The 20,076-nt window shown below is 35.2% G+C and carries 19 protein-coding genes; 6 read left to right on the top strand and 13 right to left on the bottom strand.

Annotation, left to right across the window (positions count from 1 at the left end):
* Positions 1-2: 2 nt before the first annotated feature.
* The 3 genes from N3D17_02495 (at position 3) to ppdK (ending at position 4,403) form a co-directional block, all read left to right on the top strand.
* A complete protein-coding gene (locus N3D17_02495; GenBank protein ID MCX8082256.1) occupies positions 3-530 on the top strand; it encodes a porin family protein in 528 nt (175 codons plus the stop codon).
* Between the two features lie 206 nt (positions 531-736).
* Positions 737-1,417, top strand: a complete 681-nt coding sequence (locus N3D17_02490) for a hypothetical protein (GenBank protein MCX8082255.1) — start codon at positions 737-739, stop codon at positions 1,415-1,417.
* Between the two features lie 265 nt (positions 1,418-1,682).
* The gene (gene ppdK, locus N3D17_02485) at positions 1,683-4,403 is read left to right on the top strand and encodes a pyruvate, phosphate dikinase (GenBank protein ID MCX8082254.1); all 2,721 of its coding nucleotides are present in this window, start codon (positions 1,683-1,685) and stop codon (positions 4,401-4,403) included.
* 961 nt (positions 4,404-5,364) lie between these two features.
* Here the strand turns inward: ppdK and N3D17_02480 are convergent.
* The 7 genes from N3D17_02480 to N3D17_02450 all read right to left on the bottom strand — a co-directional run bounded on the left by N3D17_02480 (position 5,365) and on the right by N3D17_02450 (position 11,380).
* The gene (locus N3D17_02480) at positions 5,365-6,048 is read right to left on the bottom strand and encodes a DUF4013 domain-containing protein (protein MCX8082253.1); all 684 of its coding nucleotides are present in this window, start codon (positions 6,046-6,048) and stop codon (positions 5,365-5,367) included.
* Between the two features lies 1 nt (position 6,049).
* Positions 6,050-6,766: a pyridoxine 5'-phosphate synthase gene (locus N3D17_02475; protein MCX8082252.1), complete on the bottom strand. Its 717-nt coding sequence runs from the start codon at positions 6,764-6,766 to the stop codon at positions 6,050-6,052.
* Positions 6,763-7,869 carry a histidinol-phosphate transaminase gene (hisC, locus tag N3D17_02470; protein ID MCX8082251.1) on the bottom strand — a complete coding sequence of 369 codons (1,107 nt, stop codon included), beginning with the start codon at positions 7,867-7,869 and terminating at the stop codon, positions 6,763-6,765. Before hisC ends, N3D17_02475 begins: the two co-directional genes overlap by 4 nt.
* Positions 7,862-8,854: a tryptophan--tRNA ligase gene (trpS, locus tag N3D17_02465; GenBank protein ID MCX8082250.1), complete on the bottom strand. Its 993-nt coding sequence runs from the start codon at positions 8,852-8,854 to the stop codon at positions 7,862-7,864. The genes hisC and trpS overlap by 8 nt, the downstream gene beginning before the upstream one ends.
* 20 nt (positions 8,855-8,874) lie before the next feature.
* On the bottom strand, positions 8,875-9,282 hold the full coding sequence (locus N3D17_02460; GenBank protein MCX8082249.1) for an NUDIX hydrolase: 408 nt from the start codon (positions 9,280-9,282) through the stop codon (positions 8,875-8,877).
* On the bottom strand, positions 9,282-10,649 hold the full coding sequence (locus tag N3D17_02455) for an aminopeptidase (protein MCX8082248.1): 1,368 nt from the start codon (positions 10,647-10,649) through the stop codon (positions 9,282-9,284). Before N3D17_02455 ends, N3D17_02460 begins: the two co-directional genes overlap by 1 nt.
* 359 nt (positions 10,650-11,008) lie before the next feature.
* Positions 11,009-11,380 carry a TM2 domain-containing protein gene (locus N3D17_02450; protein MCX8082247.1) on the bottom strand — a complete coding sequence of 124 codons (372 nt, stop codon included), beginning with the start codon at positions 11,378-11,380 and terminating at the stop codon, positions 11,009-11,011.
* Between the two features lie 103 nt (positions 11,381-11,483).
* Here N3D17_02450 and N3D17_02445 point away from each other — a divergent pair, with 103 nt between their 5' ends.
* Together N3D17_02445 and creD are read left to right on the top strand one after the other, a co-directional pair.
* Positions 11,484-11,912 carry a hypothetical protein gene (locus N3D17_02445; GenBank protein ID MCX8082246.1) on the top strand — a complete coding sequence of 143 codons (429 nt, stop codon included), beginning with the start codon at positions 11,484-11,486 and terminating at the stop codon, positions 11,910-11,912.
* Positions 11,913-11,944: 32 nt separating this feature from the next.
* Positions 11,945-13,258, top strand: coding sequence for a cell envelope integrity protein CreD (gene creD / locus N3D17_02440; protein ID MCX8082245.1), 1,314 nt, complete (start codon positions 11,945-11,947; stop codon positions 13,256-13,258).
* A 3-nt stretch (positions 13,259-13,261) separates the two neighbouring features.
* Here creD and N3D17_02435 read toward each other — a convergent pair whose 3' ends face one another.
* From N3D17_02435 to aroB, 6 genes are all read right to left on the bottom strand, one after another.
* Positions 13,262-13,768: a nitroreductase family protein gene (locus N3D17_02435; protein MCX8082244.1), complete on the bottom strand. Its 507-nt coding sequence runs from the start codon at positions 13,766-13,768 to the stop codon at positions 13,262-13,264.
* Between the two features lie 64 nt (positions 13,769-13,832).
* A complete protein-coding gene (locus tag N3D17_02430) occupies positions 13,833-14,405 on the bottom strand; it encodes a cob(I)yrinic acid a,c-diamide adenosyltransferase (protein MCX8082243.1) in 573 nt (190 codons plus the stop codon).
* A 26-nt stretch (positions 14,406-14,431) separates the two neighbouring features.
* Entirely contained in the window at positions 14,432-15,502 is a 1,071-nt protein-coding gene (locus N3D17_02425; protein ID MCX8082242.1) for a Gfo/Idh/MocA family oxidoreductase, read from the bottom strand.
* Positions 15,503-15,516: 14 nt separating this feature from the next.
* Positions 15,517-16,539 carry a 3-deoxy-7-phosphoheptulonate synthase gene (gene aroF, locus N3D17_02420; protein MCX8082241.1) on the bottom strand — a complete coding sequence of 341 codons (1,023 nt, stop codon included), beginning with the start codon at positions 16,537-16,539 and terminating at the stop codon, positions 15,517-15,519.
* Positions 16,540-16,562: 23 nt separating this feature from the next.
* Positions 16,563-17,639, bottom strand: coding sequence for a prephenate dehydratase (gene pheA, locus N3D17_02415; GenBank protein MCX8082240.1), 1,077 nt, complete (start codon positions 17,637-17,639; stop codon positions 16,563-16,565).
* Positions 17,623-18,708: a 3-dehydroquinate synthase gene (aroB, locus tag N3D17_02410; protein MCX8082239.1), complete on the bottom strand. Its 1,086-nt coding sequence runs from the start codon at positions 18,706-18,708 to the stop codon at positions 17,623-17,625. The genes pheA and aroB overlap by 17 nt, the downstream gene beginning before the upstream one ends.
* Before the next feature lie 66 nt (positions 18,709-18,774).
* Here aroB and aroA point away from each other — a divergent pair, with 66 nt between their 5' ends.
* Positions 18,775-20,055 (top strand): 3-phosphoshikimate 1-carboxyvinyltransferase, encoded by a 1,281-nt coding sequence (gene aroA, locus N3D17_02405; protein ID MCX8082238.1) that lies wholly within the window; start codon positions 18,775-18,777, stop codon positions 20,053-20,055.
* Positions 20,056-20,076: the final 21 nt, after the last annotated feature.

The raw sequence follows: 20,076 nt of genomic DNA, 5'->3' as shown, positions 1-20,076 counted from the left end.
GAATGAAAAAGATATTATTCTGTTTAGCGGTTGCAGGGTTGATAATAGGAATGGCTACATTTGCATCAGCAGCGGTTCAACAGGGAGATACAACCCTAACATTCAATGCAGGATATAGTTATTTAGATATCGCTGATGGAGCAACCAGTAGCTGGGATATTACAGGAAGGATTGCTTTAGGAAAATTCCTGACTAACAACTTCCAGCTGGAAGGGATTTTAAATGCTACCAAAGGTGAAATGTATGAATCGCTTGAATATACATACGGAGCTGTTCTTATCAGACCTAACTTTCATTTTGCCACTGAAGGAGCAACCGTTCCCTATATAGGGGCAGCAGCTGGTTTCTTCTTCTACGATATTGAAGATGAAAGCGATACAAACTTCATCTGGGGAGGTCAGGTAGGTCTGAAACAGTTTATAAGAGATAATGTATTCATCCAGATGGAAGCATCATATCTTATGACAGAGATGATGGATGAAGAGTTAAACATCTTTAAGATTCTATTTGGATTGGGATTTAAACTCTAATTTTTTACAAAGTAAAGAGGCACTCTTTCTATTATTATTAGAAAAGGGTGCCTTTTTTATTTTTATATCCGAAGGTTTGAATGTTCAGAAGAAAAGGGGAACCTTACCTTTTGTTGAAAAAAAGAGGAGAGAGATATTCTGTGGTGTTGACACTGATAGTCACAGTGATTATAATAACTATAGAAAGAAAAAGGAGGTGAAAGAAAATGAAAAAAATGGTAGTTAAAATATCTATGTTGCTCATAGCAGGACTGTGTATCGCAGGATTTGCTCAGGAAGAAGGTTCTGTAGGGTTTGGTGCTGGAATCAAATTAGGGACTCCAGGACCAGGTATAGAAGTAGCGATACCTTTTACTGATAAGTTCGGTGGGCGGATAAATTTAAACTACTTTACATATGACTATGACACAACCCAGGAAGGTATTAAGTATGAAGCAGAACTGAATCTTATGACTATAGGAGCAACTATTGACTGGTATCCAACAGGTAGAGGTTTCAGATTAACTGGAGGTGTTTTTTACAATGGAAATGAAATTACAGGTAAAGGAGAGATTGGTCCAGGAGGAGTAAATATCGGAGGTACAACATATACCTCTACTGATGTTGGAAAACTAAAAGCAAAAGCGGATTTTGATACTCTTTCACCGTATATAGGTATTGGTTGGGATACCTCTTTTGGAGGAGAAAGACAGTGGGGATTTATCGGTGATGTTGGTATTTTATATCACGGCTCACCGAATATAAAACTCTCTTCTAAAGGTGGTACTCTTTCTGATGACCCAACATTTTTAGCTAATCTGAAAAAGGAAGAAAAAGAAATAGAAGATAATGTAGAAGATTTTGTGTGGTATCCTGTAATAACAGTGGGATTGATCTATAGATTTTGAATTAAATAATGTTTTATAAAAAAGAGCCCCTTTAAAAAGGGGCTTTTTTTTCGCCTTCTTTCCAATTGATAAATCCCATAGATATTTTCTTTATTCCTATGCAACAGTAAAAATCTGATTATAACCAGATTCATATAGAAATCGGAAGTTTTATCAATTCAAAATCTTCTAATAGAAGTTCCATAAATTTTTTTATACTTGAAAAAGTTATAAAAAAGAGTAAAATAAAAAAGTTTTCGTGTCAAAACAATACAGGAGGAAGAAAATGGGGAAATATGTATATTTTTTTGGAGGGGGTAAGGCAGATGGCGATGGAAGTATGAAGGAGCTTTTAGGTGGGAAAGGAGCAGGACTTGCAGAGATGGTAAAACTAAATATACCTGTTCCTGCTGGTTTTACTATTACAACAGAAGTTTGTACATATTATTATAAGCATAATAAACAACTTCCAGAGGGATTGATAGATGAAGTAAAGAAAAACTTATCAGAAATAGAGAATATTATGGGTTCTAAATTCGGAGACCCCAAAAATCCTTTACTTGTTTCTGTCCGTTCTGGTGCAAGAAAATCAATGCCAGGAATGATGGAAACAGTACTCAATATAGGGCTCTGTTCTGCCACAATTCCAGGGCTCATTAAAAAAACAAATAATCCGAGATTTGTGTATGATGCCTATAGACGGTTAATTATGATGTATTCAGATGTCGTTATGGAGAAAGCAGCAGGAAGAGAACCAGAAGAAGGTAAGGGCATAAGAGTTCAATTAGATAAAATGATGGAAGAATTAAAAGAAAGTAAGGGATATAAGGCAGATACAGACCTTACAGCAGAAGACCTGAAAGACCTGTGTGAGAAGTTTAAAAAGAGGGTAAAAGAGGTTATTGGAGAGGAATTTCCTGATGATGCATGGGAACAACTTATGGGTGGAATCAAAGCGGTATTTCAGTCATGGAATGGTAAAAGAGCAGTTGCCTATAGAAGGATTGAAGGTATTCCTGATGACTGGGGGACTGCTGTTAATGTTCAGGCAATGGTCTTTGGTAATATGGGTGAGACATCTGCTACTGGTGTTGCATTTACAAGAAACCCAGCAACAGGAGAAAATAAGTTTTATGGAGAATGGCTTGTGAATGCACAGGGAGAAGATGTTGTAGCAGGTATAAGAACTCCTAATCCGCTAAATAATGAGACAAAGAATGAACAGAACAGACACCTGAAATCTCTTGAAGAAGCAATGCCGAATGTTTATAAAGAACTATGCAATATAAGGACAACTCTTGAAAGACACTTTAAAGATATGCAGGATATAGAGTTTACGATACAGGAAGGACGTTTATGGATGTTGCAGTGTCGTGTAGGTAAAAGGACAGGAACAGCGGCATTGAATATGGCAATGGATATGCTTGCGGAAGGGCTTATAGATGAAAAAACTGCTATTATGCGATTGTCTCCTTCTCAGATAGATGAACTGCTTCATCCTCTCGTTGACCCTTCAGTGGAAGCAAAGACAAAACCACTTGCAAAAGGATTACCTGCAGGTCCTGGCGGTGCTTCTGGACATATTGTATTTACAGCAGATGACGCAGTGAAATGGGCAAAGAATGGTAAAAAAGTCATCCTTGTAAGAGAAGAAACAAACCCTGAAGACGTAGAAGGAATGAGAGCAGCACAGGGTATACTTACGGGTAGAGGAGGAATGACCAGCCATGCAGCACTTGTAGCGAGGGGCTGGGGTAAGTGTTGTATAGTGGGCTGTGGTGCTTTGAAAATAGATGTACATAACAAAAAACTTACAGTTGAAGGCAAAGAATTTAAGGAAGGTGATATATTTACACTCAATGGAACAAAGGGTTATGTCTATTCAGGGGAACTCCCTATGATTGATGCAACAGAGAACCCGAGATTTAAAGAGTTTATGAATATAGCGCGTTCTATAAAAAAATTAGGTATAAGAGCAAATGCAGATACGCCTGAAGATGCTAAAAATGCTATTGCTTTTGGGGCAGAAGGAATAGGGCTTTTCAGAACAGAACATATGTTTTATGGAAAGGGTTCTGAAGAACCTCTTTTCCGTTTAAGAAAGATGATTATATCCAGAACAGAAGAGGAGAGGAAAGCAGCACTGGATGAATTGATGCCGTATGTAAAAAAGGATATTAAGGCAACTTTAGAGGTTATGAATGGCTTTCCTGTAACTATAAGATTGCTTGACCCACCATTACATGAATTTGTTCCAAAGAGAGAAGATGAACAGACAAAACTGGCAAATAGTTTGGGTATTTCAATGGAAGAATTTAAGAAAAGAGCGGATGTACTTCACGAGACCAATCCTATGATGGGACACAGGGGAGTTCGGCTGGGAATTACCTATCCTGAAGTAACAGAGATGCAGATAAGGGCTATATTTGAAGCAACTGCTGAACTTATAAAAGAGGGTAAAAAGGCACTGCCTGAGATTATGGTTCCTGTGGTATGTACTGTGGAAGAACTCAAACATCAGAAAAAAATAGTTGAAAAGGTATATAAAGAGGTTTGTGAGAAATATGGACTGGATAAAATAGAATATCTTTATGGAACAATGATAGAGATACCGAGGGCTGCACTTACTGCTAATAAAATTGCTCAGGAAGCAGAATTCTTCTCTTTTGGAACTAATGACCTTACACAGATGGGGTTTGGCTTCTCAAGGGATGATATAGGCGGTTTTGTTCCTGCCTATCTGGATAATAAAATTCTTAAAGAAGACCCATTCCAGGTACTTGACCAGGAAGGTATAGGGGAACTGGTTAATATCGGTATTCAGAGGGGTAGGGCAACCAGACCAAATCTGAAGGTAGGTATCTGTGGAGAGCATGGAGGTGAAGCAGAATCAGTAAAGTTCTGTCATAGAGCCGGTATGAACTATGTGAGTTGTTCTCCATTCAGAATTCCCATTGCAATCCTTGCTGCTGCGCAGGCAGTAGTAGAGGAAGGTAAGAAGTCCTGAACTGTATAAGTATATAACTTCTGAAGTTAAGAAGTTATTAAGTTATGTGTTTAGTTATTATTGATGAGAACAGCTGTAGGGAATATAGAATTATTTTTATGATATTTAATTATATATAATAATTTTATCCTTCCTCCTTTTTTTTGTCTTATATTTTCTCTGGCAAAGATAATAGGGTAGGGGGCTCTACCCTCTCTGTTTTTGTATGAATTAGAGAAAGAAGAAATATAAGGGTTATTTTAAATGAAATTTTTTCTCTTCATATCCTCAAGTTAAGCATAATATCTGTTATTTTAATCTTATCTGTTTTATTCCGATATCTGCTATTTTACTAAACTTCTTTAACCCTTTTTAAAAGCAAAATAAAAAGATTTTTAAAAGATAAAAGGGTTTATCCCTATAAGCAAACAAGAATGAGGTTTATTGTTTAAATATATTGGTCTGTTTGTACATACCAGGGGAAAAGATAACTTTATATTATGAGAGATAAAAATCTGATTCATTGATTAAAAATTTTTAGTGTATAAGTATAGTTCTTTCCGGAAAGAAGGACTCTGTCCAGGAAACATACTGTAAGATAATTTTATAAAATACATCAAATGGTATGTTTTAAGTTCTTTATTTATATATGTTTAGAATTATATAATTCCTTTACGTCTTTAAAGGGGCAATATGTTATAAGTTTATATTTTTCCGATACTTAGTTAGACAATTTAAAGATAACCAGTATATTTTTTAAACATCTATAATATGGTCTATCAGCACATATTTTTTATTATTAAGTTTATATAAATAAATGACTTAATATAATTTATTTAACAATTTTTATTAATTCATAAGAAGTGGTCTAAACAATGGAATTTTTGTTTTTCTTTCACCCCTGAAGTTAACATAATATTTCTTATCCGACGTTTTTTATATAAAGTTTTTATATAAAAGAACTTACGGTTTAAATTTTTATTTACGATTCAGATATTTCCAGAAGAGATATGGTTACTGCTTTTCTGGGAAAAATTTTGCTTATGATACCGGCTATAACAATACCGTCATAAAAAAATAAAAAACCACTAAAAAGAAGTCCTGCAATCCAGTTCATAAGTAAAAAAATAATAGTAAAAGAGATAAAAATAAGACCTATTATAATCAAATATGTAATAGTATATTCTCTGACAACAAGAAATATCTTTTCTATAATCTTTTGTAGTTTAAAAGCCATTTTTATATCATTATCTTCAAGATATACACATATTGCAAAAGGAAGGAAATAAATAGCGATTAATAGGGTTATTGTACCTAAAAGGTTTAGAATCTGGCCCCTGAAATAAAATAAAGAGAAGATTTTTCCTCCTGAAAGGGTCAACATTAAACTACCACCCAAAAACATCAATAAAAATGGGATTATAAGGTAAGATATTAATATAGCAAACAAAAATATGCCGGTTATAAAAAGTTCCTTTATATTTTCGTCCCATTTAACAGGTGTTTTATCCTGTTGTATACTTCTTTTAAGTTTTTTCCCCAGATATCCCAATGGTATAAGATTAAAGACAGGGAAGAAGGTGATAATCCCCCCTATCATAAGGTTTATAATATTCTCCCTGCTATTAAAAGGGTCTTTTAATGCATCCATTACCTTTTTTTTCATTTTAATTTCTCCTTATAATCTCTAACATTTCTTTTACAGCCCTTTCAAGTCCTACAAATACGGCTCTACCAATAATACTGTATCCAATATTGAGTTCTTCAATCCCTTTAATTTTACATATGGCAGCAGTATTGTGGTAATCCAGACCATGTCCTGCATTTACCCTTATTCCCGTAGAGATTGCATATTCTGTGGCACTGATTATTTTTTCTAATTCCATCTGTATTTCTTCTTCTCTCGTTGCTTCTGCATATCTTCCTGTGTGTATTTCTATAAAATCTGCACCTGTATCTTTACTTGCAAGTATCTGTTTTTTTTCTGGCTCAATAAATAAACTTACTTTTATACCTGCCTTTCGGAATTCTTTTATGCTACTTTTTATTTTTTCAAAGTTTTTTATAACATCCAATCCACCTTCGGTAGTCAATTCTTCCCTTTTTTCAGGAACAAGTGTAACCTGATGTGGTTTTACATCAAGAGCTATATTTATTATTTCTTCAGAAAGTGCCATTTCAAGATTCAGCCTGGTCTTTACAACTTTTTTTAGTAGATATACATCCCGTTCCTGTATGTGTCTTCTATCCTCTCTTAAATGACACACAATAGAATCACATCCTGCAAGTTCACATATTACAGCTGCCCATACAGGTTCTGGTTTCTCTCCTCGTCTTGCCTGTCTTAAGGTTGCAATATGGTCTATATTTACGCCTAATTTCATAATTTATCTCCCAGTATTTCCCGAAGGTTCTTTATTAGCAGTTTGTTTTCTTCCGGTGTTCCTATGGTAATTCTTACATACTCAGGTCCCATTCCAAACATCCCACGTATAATTATACCTTTCTTTTCAAGTTCGTTTACTACTCTGGAAGCGTTGGGAATCCTGCAGAGGATAAAATTTGCATAGGTAGGAATGTAATCTATTTTAAGATAATTAAAAGCGTCATACAGATAGGATTTACCCGTAACATTATTTTCAAAGGACTTTTTAACATAATCCTGGTCATCAAGTGCTGCAATTCCTGCTTCCTGTGCAGGGATTGTAGTATTAAAAGGAGGCCGTATTCTTTCCATAAATTCTATGATATCTTTACTGGCTATTCCAAATCCTATCCTGAGACCTGCAAGCCCGTATATTTTTGAAAGGGTTCTGGTTATAATAATATTCTTTTTATAAAGATAAGGATAAGCAGTACCAAAATCGTCTATATCTACATATTCTATATATGCTTCATCAGAGATGATAAGAATATCGTCGGGAACTTGCTCTATAAATTCATCTATCTGTTCTCTGTATATAATAGTTCCTGTAGGATTATTAGGATTACAGAGTATTATAACTTTTGTTTTTGGTGTAATTCTCTCAAGGAACATATTCAGGTTATATGAAAAGTCCTCTTTAAGAGGTATTTCTACAGGTATGGCTCCAATTTTATAGGCAAGAATCTTATATATAAGAAAAGATGGAGTAGGAAATATTACTTCATCATCCGGATTTAAGAAAAGTTCCATTCCCATAGAGATTATTTCACTGGAACCACTTCCGAGAATGATGTTTTCCTGTGGTTGATTAAATACCTCTGAGATCTTGTTTTTCAAATAATATCCTGAACTTTCAGGATACCTTGAAATCTTTTCAGCACAATTTTTTAGTGCTTCAACCGCTTTAGGAGAAGGGCCCAGAGGATTTTCGTTTGAAGCAAGTTTAACAATCTTTTCTATATCAAGTCCGTATGCCCTCTGTAGTTCTTCTATTGGTTTTCCCGGAACATAAGGAGCAATTTTCTTTATATCATCTCTTACTAATTTTTCTATTTTATTCATATTTTAGTCCTGTTCTTGTTCTTACTTCATCCATAGTTTCATTAGCGACTTTATGAGCTTCTTCAGCACCTTTTTTCAGTATATTCCACAACTTTTTTCTGTCTTTTTCTAAAGTTCTTCTTCTATCCTGAATCTCTTTAAGATATTCAACTGTTGCTATCCCAAGTTCTTTTTTACAATCAATACATCCAATAATAGCACCTTTACATTCCTTCTCTATCTCCCCTACTCTAACATCAGTATTAAAAAGTTTATGATAAGTAAAGGCAGGACAGGTTCTGGGATGCCCCGGGTCTTTCCTGTATATCCGTTTAGGGTCAGTGAACATCTTACTGATTTTGTCTTTTATCACCTCAGAGGTATCTTTAAGATATATGCAATTATTATATGACTTACTCATCTTTCTATTATCAGTTCCCGGTATCTTTGGGGTTTCTGTTAAAAGTGCCTCAGGGAGAGGAAAAGTTTCACCATAAAGATAATTAAATCTCTGTGCAATTTCCCTTGTTAATTCAAGATGTGGCAGTTGGTCCATACCGATGGGAACATACCTTGCTTTGTATATCAATATATCTGCTGCCTGCAAAACAGGATAACCCAGAAAACCATATGTATTAAGGTCTTTTGATATAAGTTGTTTCTTTTGTTCCTTGTATACAGGGTTTCTTTCCAGCCATGATGTAGGGACTATCATTGAAAATATAAGATGTAGTTCTGTATGTTCTGGGACCATTGACTGAACAAATATAGTGGATTTATGAGGGTCAAGTCCACATGCTATAAAGTCCATAGCCACTTCTTCTACAAACTGCTTTATCTCACTGGTTGAAGCATATTCAGTACTCAATGCGTGATAGTCCGCTATCATATAAAAACAGTTATACCCATCATTCTGAAATTTTTTCCAATTTTTCAGTGCGCCAAAAAGATGTCCTATGTGTAAAGGTCCTGTAGGTCTCATTCCGCTTAATATATTTTTATTCATAAGTTCTTAACTCCATAAGTTCATAACTTCTTTTTATATTCAAAATAGTCATTAAGTATCTTTCTATGGTCAAAAACAATCTCTTCAGGAAGATTTTCCTCTGTAAAAATTTTTGCATCTTCTGCATCATCATCCCCTTTCAAAATTCCCCTCCCCTTTCCGATAAAAACTGTGGAGATTGTATGGTGTCTCGGGTCTCTATCCGGTGCCGAATAAGTATGAAACTGTTTCAAATCAACTATATTCAGTCCTGTCTCTTCCTTCGCTTCTCTTAACACTGCATTTTCAAGTGTCTCTCCATACTCCACAAAACCACCCGGTAATGCCCATCCATAAGGATAGTTCTTCCTTTTTATCAATACAATACCACCATCTAATTCTATGATAATATCAACCGTAGGGATAGGATTTTTATATTTCTCTTCCATTATTTCTCAGATGAATAAAAACTTTTATATGCAAGATAGGTGGAATACACATCTGCCTTACTGGTTAATTCATAAGGGGCATGCATGGAAAGAACACCTGTTCCACAATCTACTGTGTCAATATTATATCTTGCTATATATGTTGCTATTGTTCCGCCTCCTCCTTGTTCTATCTTCCCTATCTCTCCTGGCTGCCATAAAACACTGTTTCTATCAAAAACATCTCTAATATAGGCAAGATATTCAGCAGATGGTTCTATACTGTGTCCTTTCCCTCTACCTCCTGTAATTCGGGTGAGCACAACTCCACATCCTAACCTTGCTGTATTACGAGGGTCATAGACCTCTTTATAGTTGGGGTCAAGAGCTGTATCCACATCTGCAGATATTGCTTTTGAGTTTTGAATAACTTTACGGAAATCAGAAGTACTACCTCCTGTTTTTTCAATAATATCCTCTAAGACATACTTTAAAAATTCCGACTGTGCAGAAGTAGCACCTCTACTTCCAATTTCTTCCTGGTCCACCATAACACAGAAGATTGAGTAATCCGGTTTTTCAACATCAAGAAACGCCAACATACTTGTATAGGCGCATACCCTGTCATCCTGTCCGTATCCTAAAAGCATACTTTTATCAAGCCCTGCATCTCTCATTCTACCAGCGGGAACAAACTGGAACTCGCTACTGATAAAGTCATCTTCATCTATCCCGTAGGTGTCTTTCAAAATTTTAAGGATATTACCTTTGACCTTTTCTTTATCCTTCTCTTTCAATGGAATACTGCCTACAAATACATTGAGATTTTCACCAGGAAAACCGTCTTCTATGGTCTTTTTTGCCTGGTCCTTCCCCAGATGTGGTAGCAGGTCCGTTATATTAAATACAGGGTCAGTATCTTTTTCTCCTATTACGATCTCTTTTTTTGTCCCATCTTTTAATACAACTGTACCATGCATTGCAAGAGGTATAGTAAGCCACTGGTACTTTTTAATTCCTCCATAATAGTATGTTTTAAGGAGGCATATATTTTCATCCTCGTATAGAGGGGTTGTTTTTAGGTCAAGACGTGGAGTATCTATATGAGAAACAATAAACCTGCAACCATCTGTAAGAGGTCTCTTGCCCAATCTTCCCATCACTAACACTTTTTCTTTATTAATTTTATAAAAAACATCTCCTGTTTTAATCTTTTTATATCTATCAAGCAATTTGACATCATATTGTCTTCCCTTATCAAGAGAACCCTTTACAAATTTCCTTTCTGTCTTGTTTTCAGAAAGAAATTCTTTATATCCCTCACAGAAATCTATTGCCTGTTTTTTCGTTTTTTCATCCCATGTTTCCCATGCTATTTTTCTTTCCATTGCAACCCTCCTCACAATATAACATTGTAAGGCAATTTGTTCTTATTTGCAAGTCATCTATTACTGCGATAATGCTTTGTGTCTGCAATAAGATTTCTAATGAATATAAAGATAAGAAGAGGGAAAACTAGAATTATAAGTTTGTTGCAGGCAAGGGCTTCGGTGAAACGGAAATGGAGAAGATATAAAACTGCTCTGGTTATTCCACATCCAGGGCATTCTATACCAAAAAAGTTTTTGTAAATGCAGATAGAAGGAAGATTATTAAGGTAAGATGGGTGAATAAGAAATAATAAAAAAGGAAGAAGAATATATAAAACAACCATTTTAATAAACATCTTTACTTCTTTTTTCATCCTTTATTTCTTTACAAGCAGGTTACCATCACTATCCCTATATTTCCCTGTGGCAATAAGAATAACATCTATGAGCCACCAGATACCACAGCCACCTGCTGTAAGCAGTTTTAGAACACCAAGTCCGGTGTATCCAGTATAAAATCTATCTATCCCAAACTGTCCTACAAGTATTGAGAGTATAAGTGTAATTGTCCAGTCCTTCCCTTCAGATGATGTTAATCTCGCCCCACATTTTATACATATCTCTGCATTCACATCAGTAGGTGCACCGCAGTTCTGGCAATATCTATTTCCACTTTTCGGTACCACTCCACAACCAATACAGACAGATGCTTTGTTATCCACTTCCTTACCACAATTTCTGCAGTACATATATCCTCCTCTCACTATTTTTATAAAGTGAGCAGTGTTTTCTATGTCTATTGTATAGTATATAGCAGAAAGGGTAAAATAAAAACAATTGAAAGGGGGAATTATGGAGAAAGTAGAAAAAAGGAGTGAGTTAAAGGTTATAACAAAAGATAGAGTTGGAGCTATTGCAGATATTTCAAAATTGATATCTGAAAAAGGAGTAAATATAGAGAATATATGTGTTTATACAATAGGTGGAGATGCCATATTCTATCTTGTTACATCAGATAATGGGAAAATTGCGAAGATATTTGTTGATAAGGGATATAAGGTAGAAGAAAGAGAAGTTGTAGTAATGGCTCTGGAGAATCGTCCAGGTGCTTTACAAAAGGTTTCAGAGAAACTGAAAGAAGAAAATATAGATGTTAAATATCTTTATGGAACTATGTCAGGGAAAGGAGACAATACCACACTGGTTTTTTCTTCTAATGATGATGAAAAGGCAGTTGAGGTTTTAAGATATATCCTGTCTCTATCCGAATGGGGCAGATGATTAAAATAGGGTGAAATAGAAAAGGGGGAAAAATGGAAAATGAAAACAGACCTAAAAATTCAGCAGGACTAAAGTTGATTGGAATAGCGGTTTTAACCTTTATTCTTTTAATTCCCTCCACTGCGATAAGGGCTCTTATATTGGAACGGAAAAACAGACATACGGAAGTTGTTGGAGAGATAATTAATACCTGGGGTGGAGAACAGGTAATTACAGGGCCTATTCTGATTGTCCCTTTTAACAAGAAGGTTAAAGATGAAAAAGGAGCGATAACAACCATTACCCAGAATATCTATTTTCTTCCTGAAGAATTATCTGTCAGTAGTGAGATTATTCCTGAGATAAGGTATAGAGGGATTTATAAGGTTGTAGTATATAATGCAAAACTACATCTGGATGGTTATTTTTTAAAACCATCTTTTGATAGTTTTTCTATTCCTCAGGAAAATGTTTTATGGCGAGATGCTCGCCTTATACTGGGACTGAGTAATCTGAAAGGTGTTAAGGAAGCGATAACAATTAGATGGAATGAAGAGAAATTGGTTGCTGAGCCAGGTGTTGGAAACAATGAGATACTTGCAGGAGGTATTAGTGTACAGCCAGAAGTAAAGGGAACTTCTCCTGAATTTAAGTTCTCAATGGATATAATACTAAACGGTGGAAAGTCCATCAATTTTGTACCTGTTGGCAAAAAGACAACTGTAAAAATGGCTTCTTCCTGGAATAATCCGAGTTTTACAGGAGTGTTTTTACCGGAGAAAAGAGAAGTTAATAAGAGCGGATTTACTGCAGAATGGAAAGTACTTAATTTCAACAGGGATTATCCACAGAAATGGATAGGTGATACATATAGAACCCAGTTACAGTCATCTTCTTTCGGTGTATCTCTTTTATTACCGGTTGATGAATATCAAAAATCTGAAAGAACTACTAAGTATGCAAGTATGTTTATTATACTAACATTTCTTTCTTTTTTCATCATAGAACTATTAAACAATAAGATGCTCCACCCTATCCAGTATCTTCTTATAGGTATTGCACTGGTTATATTTTACACTCTCCTTCTTTCTATTGCAGAGCATTTATCATTTAACAGGGCATATCTAATCGCAAGTGTAAGTACAATCTTCCTGATTACTGCGTATACAAGAAGTATATTAAGAAATAAATGGTTTACACTTCTGATTGCTCTTATACTGACTATATTTTATACGTTTTTCTTTATCCTTCTCCAGTTGCAGGATTATGCTCTCCTTATAGGCAGTATTGGAATGTTTATCATCTTAGCGGTATTTATGTATCTAACGAGGAAGATTGACTGGTACAATCTGGAGAAAAAACAATAAATTTTATAATGTATTATACAGAACTTCTTTTAGTGATTTTTTAGTAGGGGATGATATAGAACCTTCAGGATAGCCAATGGAGATTAAACTTACTAATTTATAACTAGCAGGTATATTTAATAATTCTCTTATTGTGTCTGCATATGCTTTTTTATCTCCTGCTACCCAGCAACTTCCCAGTCCATATGCCTTTGCTGCAAGAAGTATATATGTAGTTGCAGCAGAACCATCCTCAAGATAATATTTTGTATCTTCACAGAAAACTCCTATACAGACAGGTGCTTCCGCTATAAATTTCCCATAATCGCATATCTCTGCTATTTTATTCCTTAAAGGGGCATTTTTAACTACCACGAATTTCCATGGCTGTATGTTTCTGGCTGTGGGTGCAAACCTCGCGCAGTCAATAATATCCTTAATTATTTCTTCAGGAATTTCTTTTTTCTGGTATTTCCTTATACTTCTTCGCTCTTTCAAAATTTTTAATACTTCTGCGGTTATTTTTTCCATATGTTTTTCTCCTTCCTTTTAGAAGAAAATATATACTCTGTCTATTATCTATCCTTTTCATTTTTCAATATTCTATCCCTTTTCTTGCTTTAATTTCGGGGAAAGGATGTTTTATCTTTTTCATCTCTGTAATAATATCTGCTTTATCTATAAGTCCATCTGTTATATATCTTCCTGTTAGAACAATCTCAGTATTGCTCCTTCTTTCATCAATAAAAAGGATAAGTTCTTTTTCATCTAAAAAACCATCACGGATAGCAATGAGGATTTCATCGAGAACTATCACATCGTAATTTTTTTTCTTTATAGTGTCAATAACTTTTTCTTTCCATATCCTACGGAAATTTCTCTTCTGTCTATCCAACTCCGTTGATGAAATATACTTGAACGCAGGATGATAAGGTACAGGATGATAGATAGCTATATTTTTTATATTCCGAAGGGATGTAATTTCACCAGAAATCGGTTTTTTGAAAAACTGGAAAAAACCTACCTTCAGTCCTGCCCCTGCTGCTCTTAAAGCCAGTCCTACTGCTGCTGTTGTCTTTCCTTTACCTTCTCCTGTATATATCTGAACAAGACCCTTTTCCAGTCCTGATTTATTAGTTTTCAGTAAGTTGTATTTTTCTTTTTTCACTTATTGATTATGGATGTTAACTGCCATTAAAAAATAACTGGTTTCCCTGTTTCTGCTGATTTATAGATACCCTCTACTATTTTTACCACCGAGAGAATCTCCTGTTTTGTTGTTATGGGTTCTTTTCGTTCCCTTACACATTCAATAAAGTGTTTTACTTCTTCATAGTCCATTTCAGAATGTGGAAGTTGTGGTATTATATCTGTAATAATCCCCTTGTTTTCAGAAAATATTCTTATGGGATTTTTGGGGTCATTCGGGTCTGGCATACAGACGCCTGCGAGTGTACCCAAAAGTTCTGTTTTCAATCCAGTGTCAGAATTACCTGCCCAGCTTGCTTCAACAAATAATGTAGCCCCTGTAGATAGTTTCACAAAACCACAGGCAAGGTCTTCTACCTCCATTTTCCCTTCTGCCTTATCTCCTACCCTCGTTTCCAGAGGTGGCCATCCACCATCAGTTGCCCTGTCTTTGAATTTCTCATAGGTAGAACCCATAACTATTTTTGGTTCGGGTGCTCCTATAAGATACATAACAAGGTCAAGCATATGGACACCTATATCCATCATTGGACCGCCACCTGCAAGTTTTTTATCTGTAAACCATGTCCCAAGTCCAGGAATACCACGTCTTCTCAACCATGCTGTTTTTACATAATATATCTCTCCAAATTCTCCTCTATCTATCATTGGTTTTAATACCTTTACCTCTCCAGAAAATCTTCTGGGGAAAGCAGCCATAAATATCCTTTTTGTCTTCGCTGCTACGTTGAAAATATCCTCCGCTTCTTTTGAGGTAAGACATACTGGTTTTTCACAGAGGACGTCCTTACCTGCTTCCATTGCTTTGATGGATTGTTTGGCGTGAAAAACATTTGGAGAAGCGATAACCACAGCATCTATATCTGTTTCAATTAACTTTTCCCATTCAGTGAAGGTATTTCTAATTTCAAATTTTTCTGCCACATATTTAATTTTTTCTTTATTCACATCTGATATACCTGCAATCTCCACTCCTTCAATTTTTTTTAGAGAAGGGATATGCAGGCGCTGTATTATTCCACCTGCTCCGATAAGTCCTACTCTTACTTTGCCCATATTACACTCCTTCCCTATATTCTTCTTCCCATTACTTTAGATATTGGTATTATCTCTTCCATAAGATGAGAGAACATTTCAAGTGTTAATGATTGAAATCCATCTGATAGTGCTTCTTCCGGTTTAGGATGGACTTCTATCATCAGTCCATCTGCCCCTGTTGCAATGGATGCCTTACTCATTGGAATTACAAGGTCTCTTCTCCCTGTTCCATGACTGGGGTCAACAAATACAGGTAGATGGGTCTCTTTTTTTAAAACAGCAACAGCAGAAAGGTCAAGGGTATTTCTTGTGAAAGTAGAATCAAAAGACCTTATACCTCTTTCACATAATATAACTTTTTTATTTCCTTCTTTAAGAATATATTCGGCACAGTTAAGAAACTCAGTGATTGTTGCAGAAAAAGCTCTTTTAAGAAGGACGGGTTTATCTATCCGCCCTACTTTCTGTAAAAGACGGTAATTAAACATATTTCTTGCTCCTATTTGAAGTATATCTGCGACTTCCATAGTACTCTCAACATCTTCAGGAGAAAGAACTTCTGTTATGATAGGTAGTCCTGTTGCTTTCTTTACATTTTTTAATATCTTTAAACCTTCCAATCCAAGGCCAGAGAAAGAATATGGGGAAGTTCTCGGTTTAAAAGCCCCACCTCTGAGTATTTTCCCCCCACATTTTTTAATAAACTCAGCCGTTCTTAAAAGTTGCTTTTCATTTTCCACAGAACAGGGACCGGCAATTACAACCATCGTTTTACTTCCTATTTCAATATCACCTATTTTTATGACACTGTCAGCAGGATGAAACTCTCTACTTGCTAATTTATAGTCCTTTAATATACTTATTACTTCCCCTACCCCTGGCAGGATTTTGAATACCTCATCAGATATACCTCTTGTATCACCTATAATTCCAATTATGGTTTTCTCTGCTCCTTTGCTGATATTTACATTAAAACCCAAACTCTTTATTCTTTTTACCACATTATCTATCTGCTTCTTTGTTGCCGAAGAACTCATTATAATTATGTCAGCCATATCAACCTCCAAATTTCATATCATTAAACATTTTTCCCACCTATTGGATAAGAACCTAATATTTTGAGGAAAACACTCTCTTTCTCTATTTTTTTCAATGCATTCTTAACATTAATATCATCTTTATGACCGATAAAATCAAAGAAGAAGATATAGTCCCACGCCCTCTTTTTACTGGGTCTTGATTCAATTCTTGTAAGATTTATGCAGTTTTTCTTAAAGTGTAATAAAATATCATGAAGTGCTCCCACTCTATCCTTAATGGAAACAAGTATAGATGTTTTATCCTTGCCTGTTTTGCCGGAAAAATTTTTCCCTATTACTAAGAATCTCGTAATATTCTCGCTATAGTCCTCTATCTTTTCAGCGAGAACCTCTATATTGTAAATATCTGCAGCAGTAATTGAACCAATAGCAGCAGCATTTCTTTCTTTTTTTGCCATTTTTACCGCTGTGGCTGTACTTTCGGTCTCTATCAATGCAGTATCAGGTATATTTTCTACAATCCAGTTCCAGCACTGACTTATTGCCTGAGGGTGTGAATAGACCTTTTTTATGTCTTTGATTGACTTCTCTTTTGAAAGGAGAAAATGATGTACATCAAGCAATACCTCTGCCGTGATATTTAAATTACTTTCTACAAACATATCAAGTGTATGGGTTACAACACCCTCTATAGAATTTTCTATAGGCACAACACCATAGTCAGCCCTGTCCTTTTCAACCTCTCTAAATATGTTATCTATGGTTTTACAGGGAATAAATTCACTTTTTTCTCCAAATTTTTTAAGTGCTGCCTGATGGGTGAATGTTCCTTCAGGACCGAGATAGGAAATACGAAGAGGTCTGAACATTCCTCTGTATATTTTGAATATAGTTCCCATAATTATTTCAATATCTTTATCTGTCAGTGGTCCTTTATTTCTGCGAGAAAGTTCTTCTATTATTCTTCTTTCTCTTGATGGGTCAAAAGGAGGAAGGTTGTTTTCTTTTTTAAGAGCAGATATCTCTTTTACAATTTCAGCCCGCAAGTTAAGCATCTCCAGGATATTTCTATCTATCTCATCTATCTTTTTCCGTATCTCATCTATATTTTTCATTTTCTATCATCTCCTTCAAAATTTTATTCACATCTTCCATTTTTACAACCACACCACTTTTTACCTTCCCGATATCCTTAACAAGAACAAATCTTAAGTTGCCATCTCTAACTTTTTTATCATATTTAAGATAGTCAAAAATTTCATCTGTCTTAATGGAAGAAAAATCATAAGGGAGATGGTATCTTTTTAATATATCCTTTATTGTGTAATATGTGTCTTTTTTACAGAAATTTAACTTCCATGATATATATGTCTCGCCCGCTATCCCCAGAGATACACACTCTCCATGAGAAAATTTTGAAAGATGAGAAATTTCTATAGCATGTCCAAGTGTATGTCCAAAGTTCAAAATCTCTCGCAGTCCTGTTTTTTCTTTCTCGTCCTTCTCCACTACATCTTTTTTTATTCTTACGCTCTCCTCAATCAAAGAAGGCAGGTATCTTTCTATTTTATCTATGTTTTTCTCTTGTAAAAGATTAAGGATTTTTTTGCTCTTTATCACTCCATATTTTATTATTTCTGCAAGTCCCTGTTTTATTTCTCTCTCCGGTAAGGTTGACAGTGTATTATAGTCCATATATACAAAAGATGGTTGATAGAAAGTACCTACAAGATTTTTTCCTAAAGGTAGATTTACACCTGTTTTTCCACCGATAGCAGCATCTACCTGAGCAAGAAGTGTTGTTGGTACTGCAACAAAATTTATACCCCTCATATATATTGAGGCAACAAAACCACCTAAATCACTTATTACTCCACCACCGAAAGTTAAGATAGTATCACGTCTCTCCATATTGTTTTCAGCACATTTCCTGATAAGGTTAAATGCGTTTTTTAATGTTTTTACTTTTTCTCCTGATGTTACAATATGTTTAATAACTTCTCTCTCTTTTGCAATAGAGGACAGTAATGGCTGTCCATATAAAGGGAATACTTTATTATCACTTAATAGAAGCACTTTTCTTCCATACTTTTCAGGAATTAATATCTTTTTTATATCGTTCAAAGGGTACCCGGCATAAATAAAATAACTATTCTCTTTAAGGTTTATCCTGATTTTTTTCATAAATTCAATTATATCTCAAAAACGGTCTGTTAACAAGAAATACAGTAAATGTTATAATTTCAAAATATGGATATAATTGTTAGAACAACGGAAAGATTAAAAGGAGAAGTGGTTATTCCAGGGTCAAAGTCACATACTATAAGAGGTGTAGTTATAGGCACCCTATCGGAAGGTATAACAAAACTTATAAACCCTCTGGTATCAGAAGATACACTCGCTTCTGTCCGTGGATGTATAAAACTCGGTGCAGAGATAGATACTTCTGGTAAGGACTGGATTGTAAAAGGAGTTGCAGGGAAAATAAGCAGACCAGAAGGACCTCTTTATCTTGCAAATTCTGGTACATCTTTAAATCTTCTAACAGGGGTGGCTTCACTCGGCAATTTTGAGGTTGTTTTGGATGGGGATGCATCTTTAAGAACAAGGCCTGTACAACCACTGTTAGATGCTTTAAATCAATTAGGTGCTTCTGCTATTTCTTTGATGAATAATGGAAAACCTCCTGTAAAGATAAAAGGGCGGATAAAGGGAGGTAAAACTCAGGTTAATGGTATAAGTTCGCAATTCGTATCATCTTTACTCATATCTACGCCTCTAACAGAAGGAGATACAGAGATAGAGGTTATAAATATTCGAGAAGTTCCTTATATAGAAATGACTCTTAAATGGCTTGATGAAAGAGGGATTGTTTATGAGAGAAATAATGACTATACAAGTTTTAGGATAAAGGGAGAACAAAAATATAATGCCTTTGAGAAAGTAGTTCCTGCGGACTGGAGTTCTGCAACATTCTTTCTCGTTGCAGGCGCTATTGTAAAGGGTGCAGATATTCTATTGAAAGGGCTGGATGTAGATGATGTTCAGGGAGATAAGATGGTAGTTGAGTATCTTAAAAGTATGGGAGCAGATATAAAAATAGAAGAGGGAGGTATTAGAGTTAAAGGAAGTGAATTAAAAGGGGTAGAGATTGATTTGAATAGTACTCCTGATGCTTTACCTGCAATGGCAGTAGCCGGTTGTATTGCTGAGGGAACTACGAAGATATATAATGTGGCCCATGCGAGGATCAAAGAGACAGACAGGATAAAAGTTATGGCAGAGGAACTTTCAAAGATGGGAGCAAGAATAGAAGAAATCCCCGATGGTTTAATAATTCACCATAGTAATTTGAAAGGTGCAGAAGTGAATGGACACTATGACCATAGAGTGGTAATGTCTTTAACACTCGCAGGACTTGTTGCTAAAGGTACTACCAGAATAACCACTGCAGAGGCAGTAAGTGTAACCTTTCCAAATTTTATTCAGTTAATGGAATATATAGGTGCTGCTATAGAAAACCATTTATAAATTTCTGATTTTAAAATCTGT

This window comes from bacterium (assembly GCA_026414725.1).
In the GTDB taxonomy this organism is placed as follows: Bacteria; Ratteibacteria; UBA8468; order B48-G9; family JAFGKM01; genus JAAYXZ01.
This window is presented reverse-complemented; position numbering and strand designations above follow the sequence as displayed.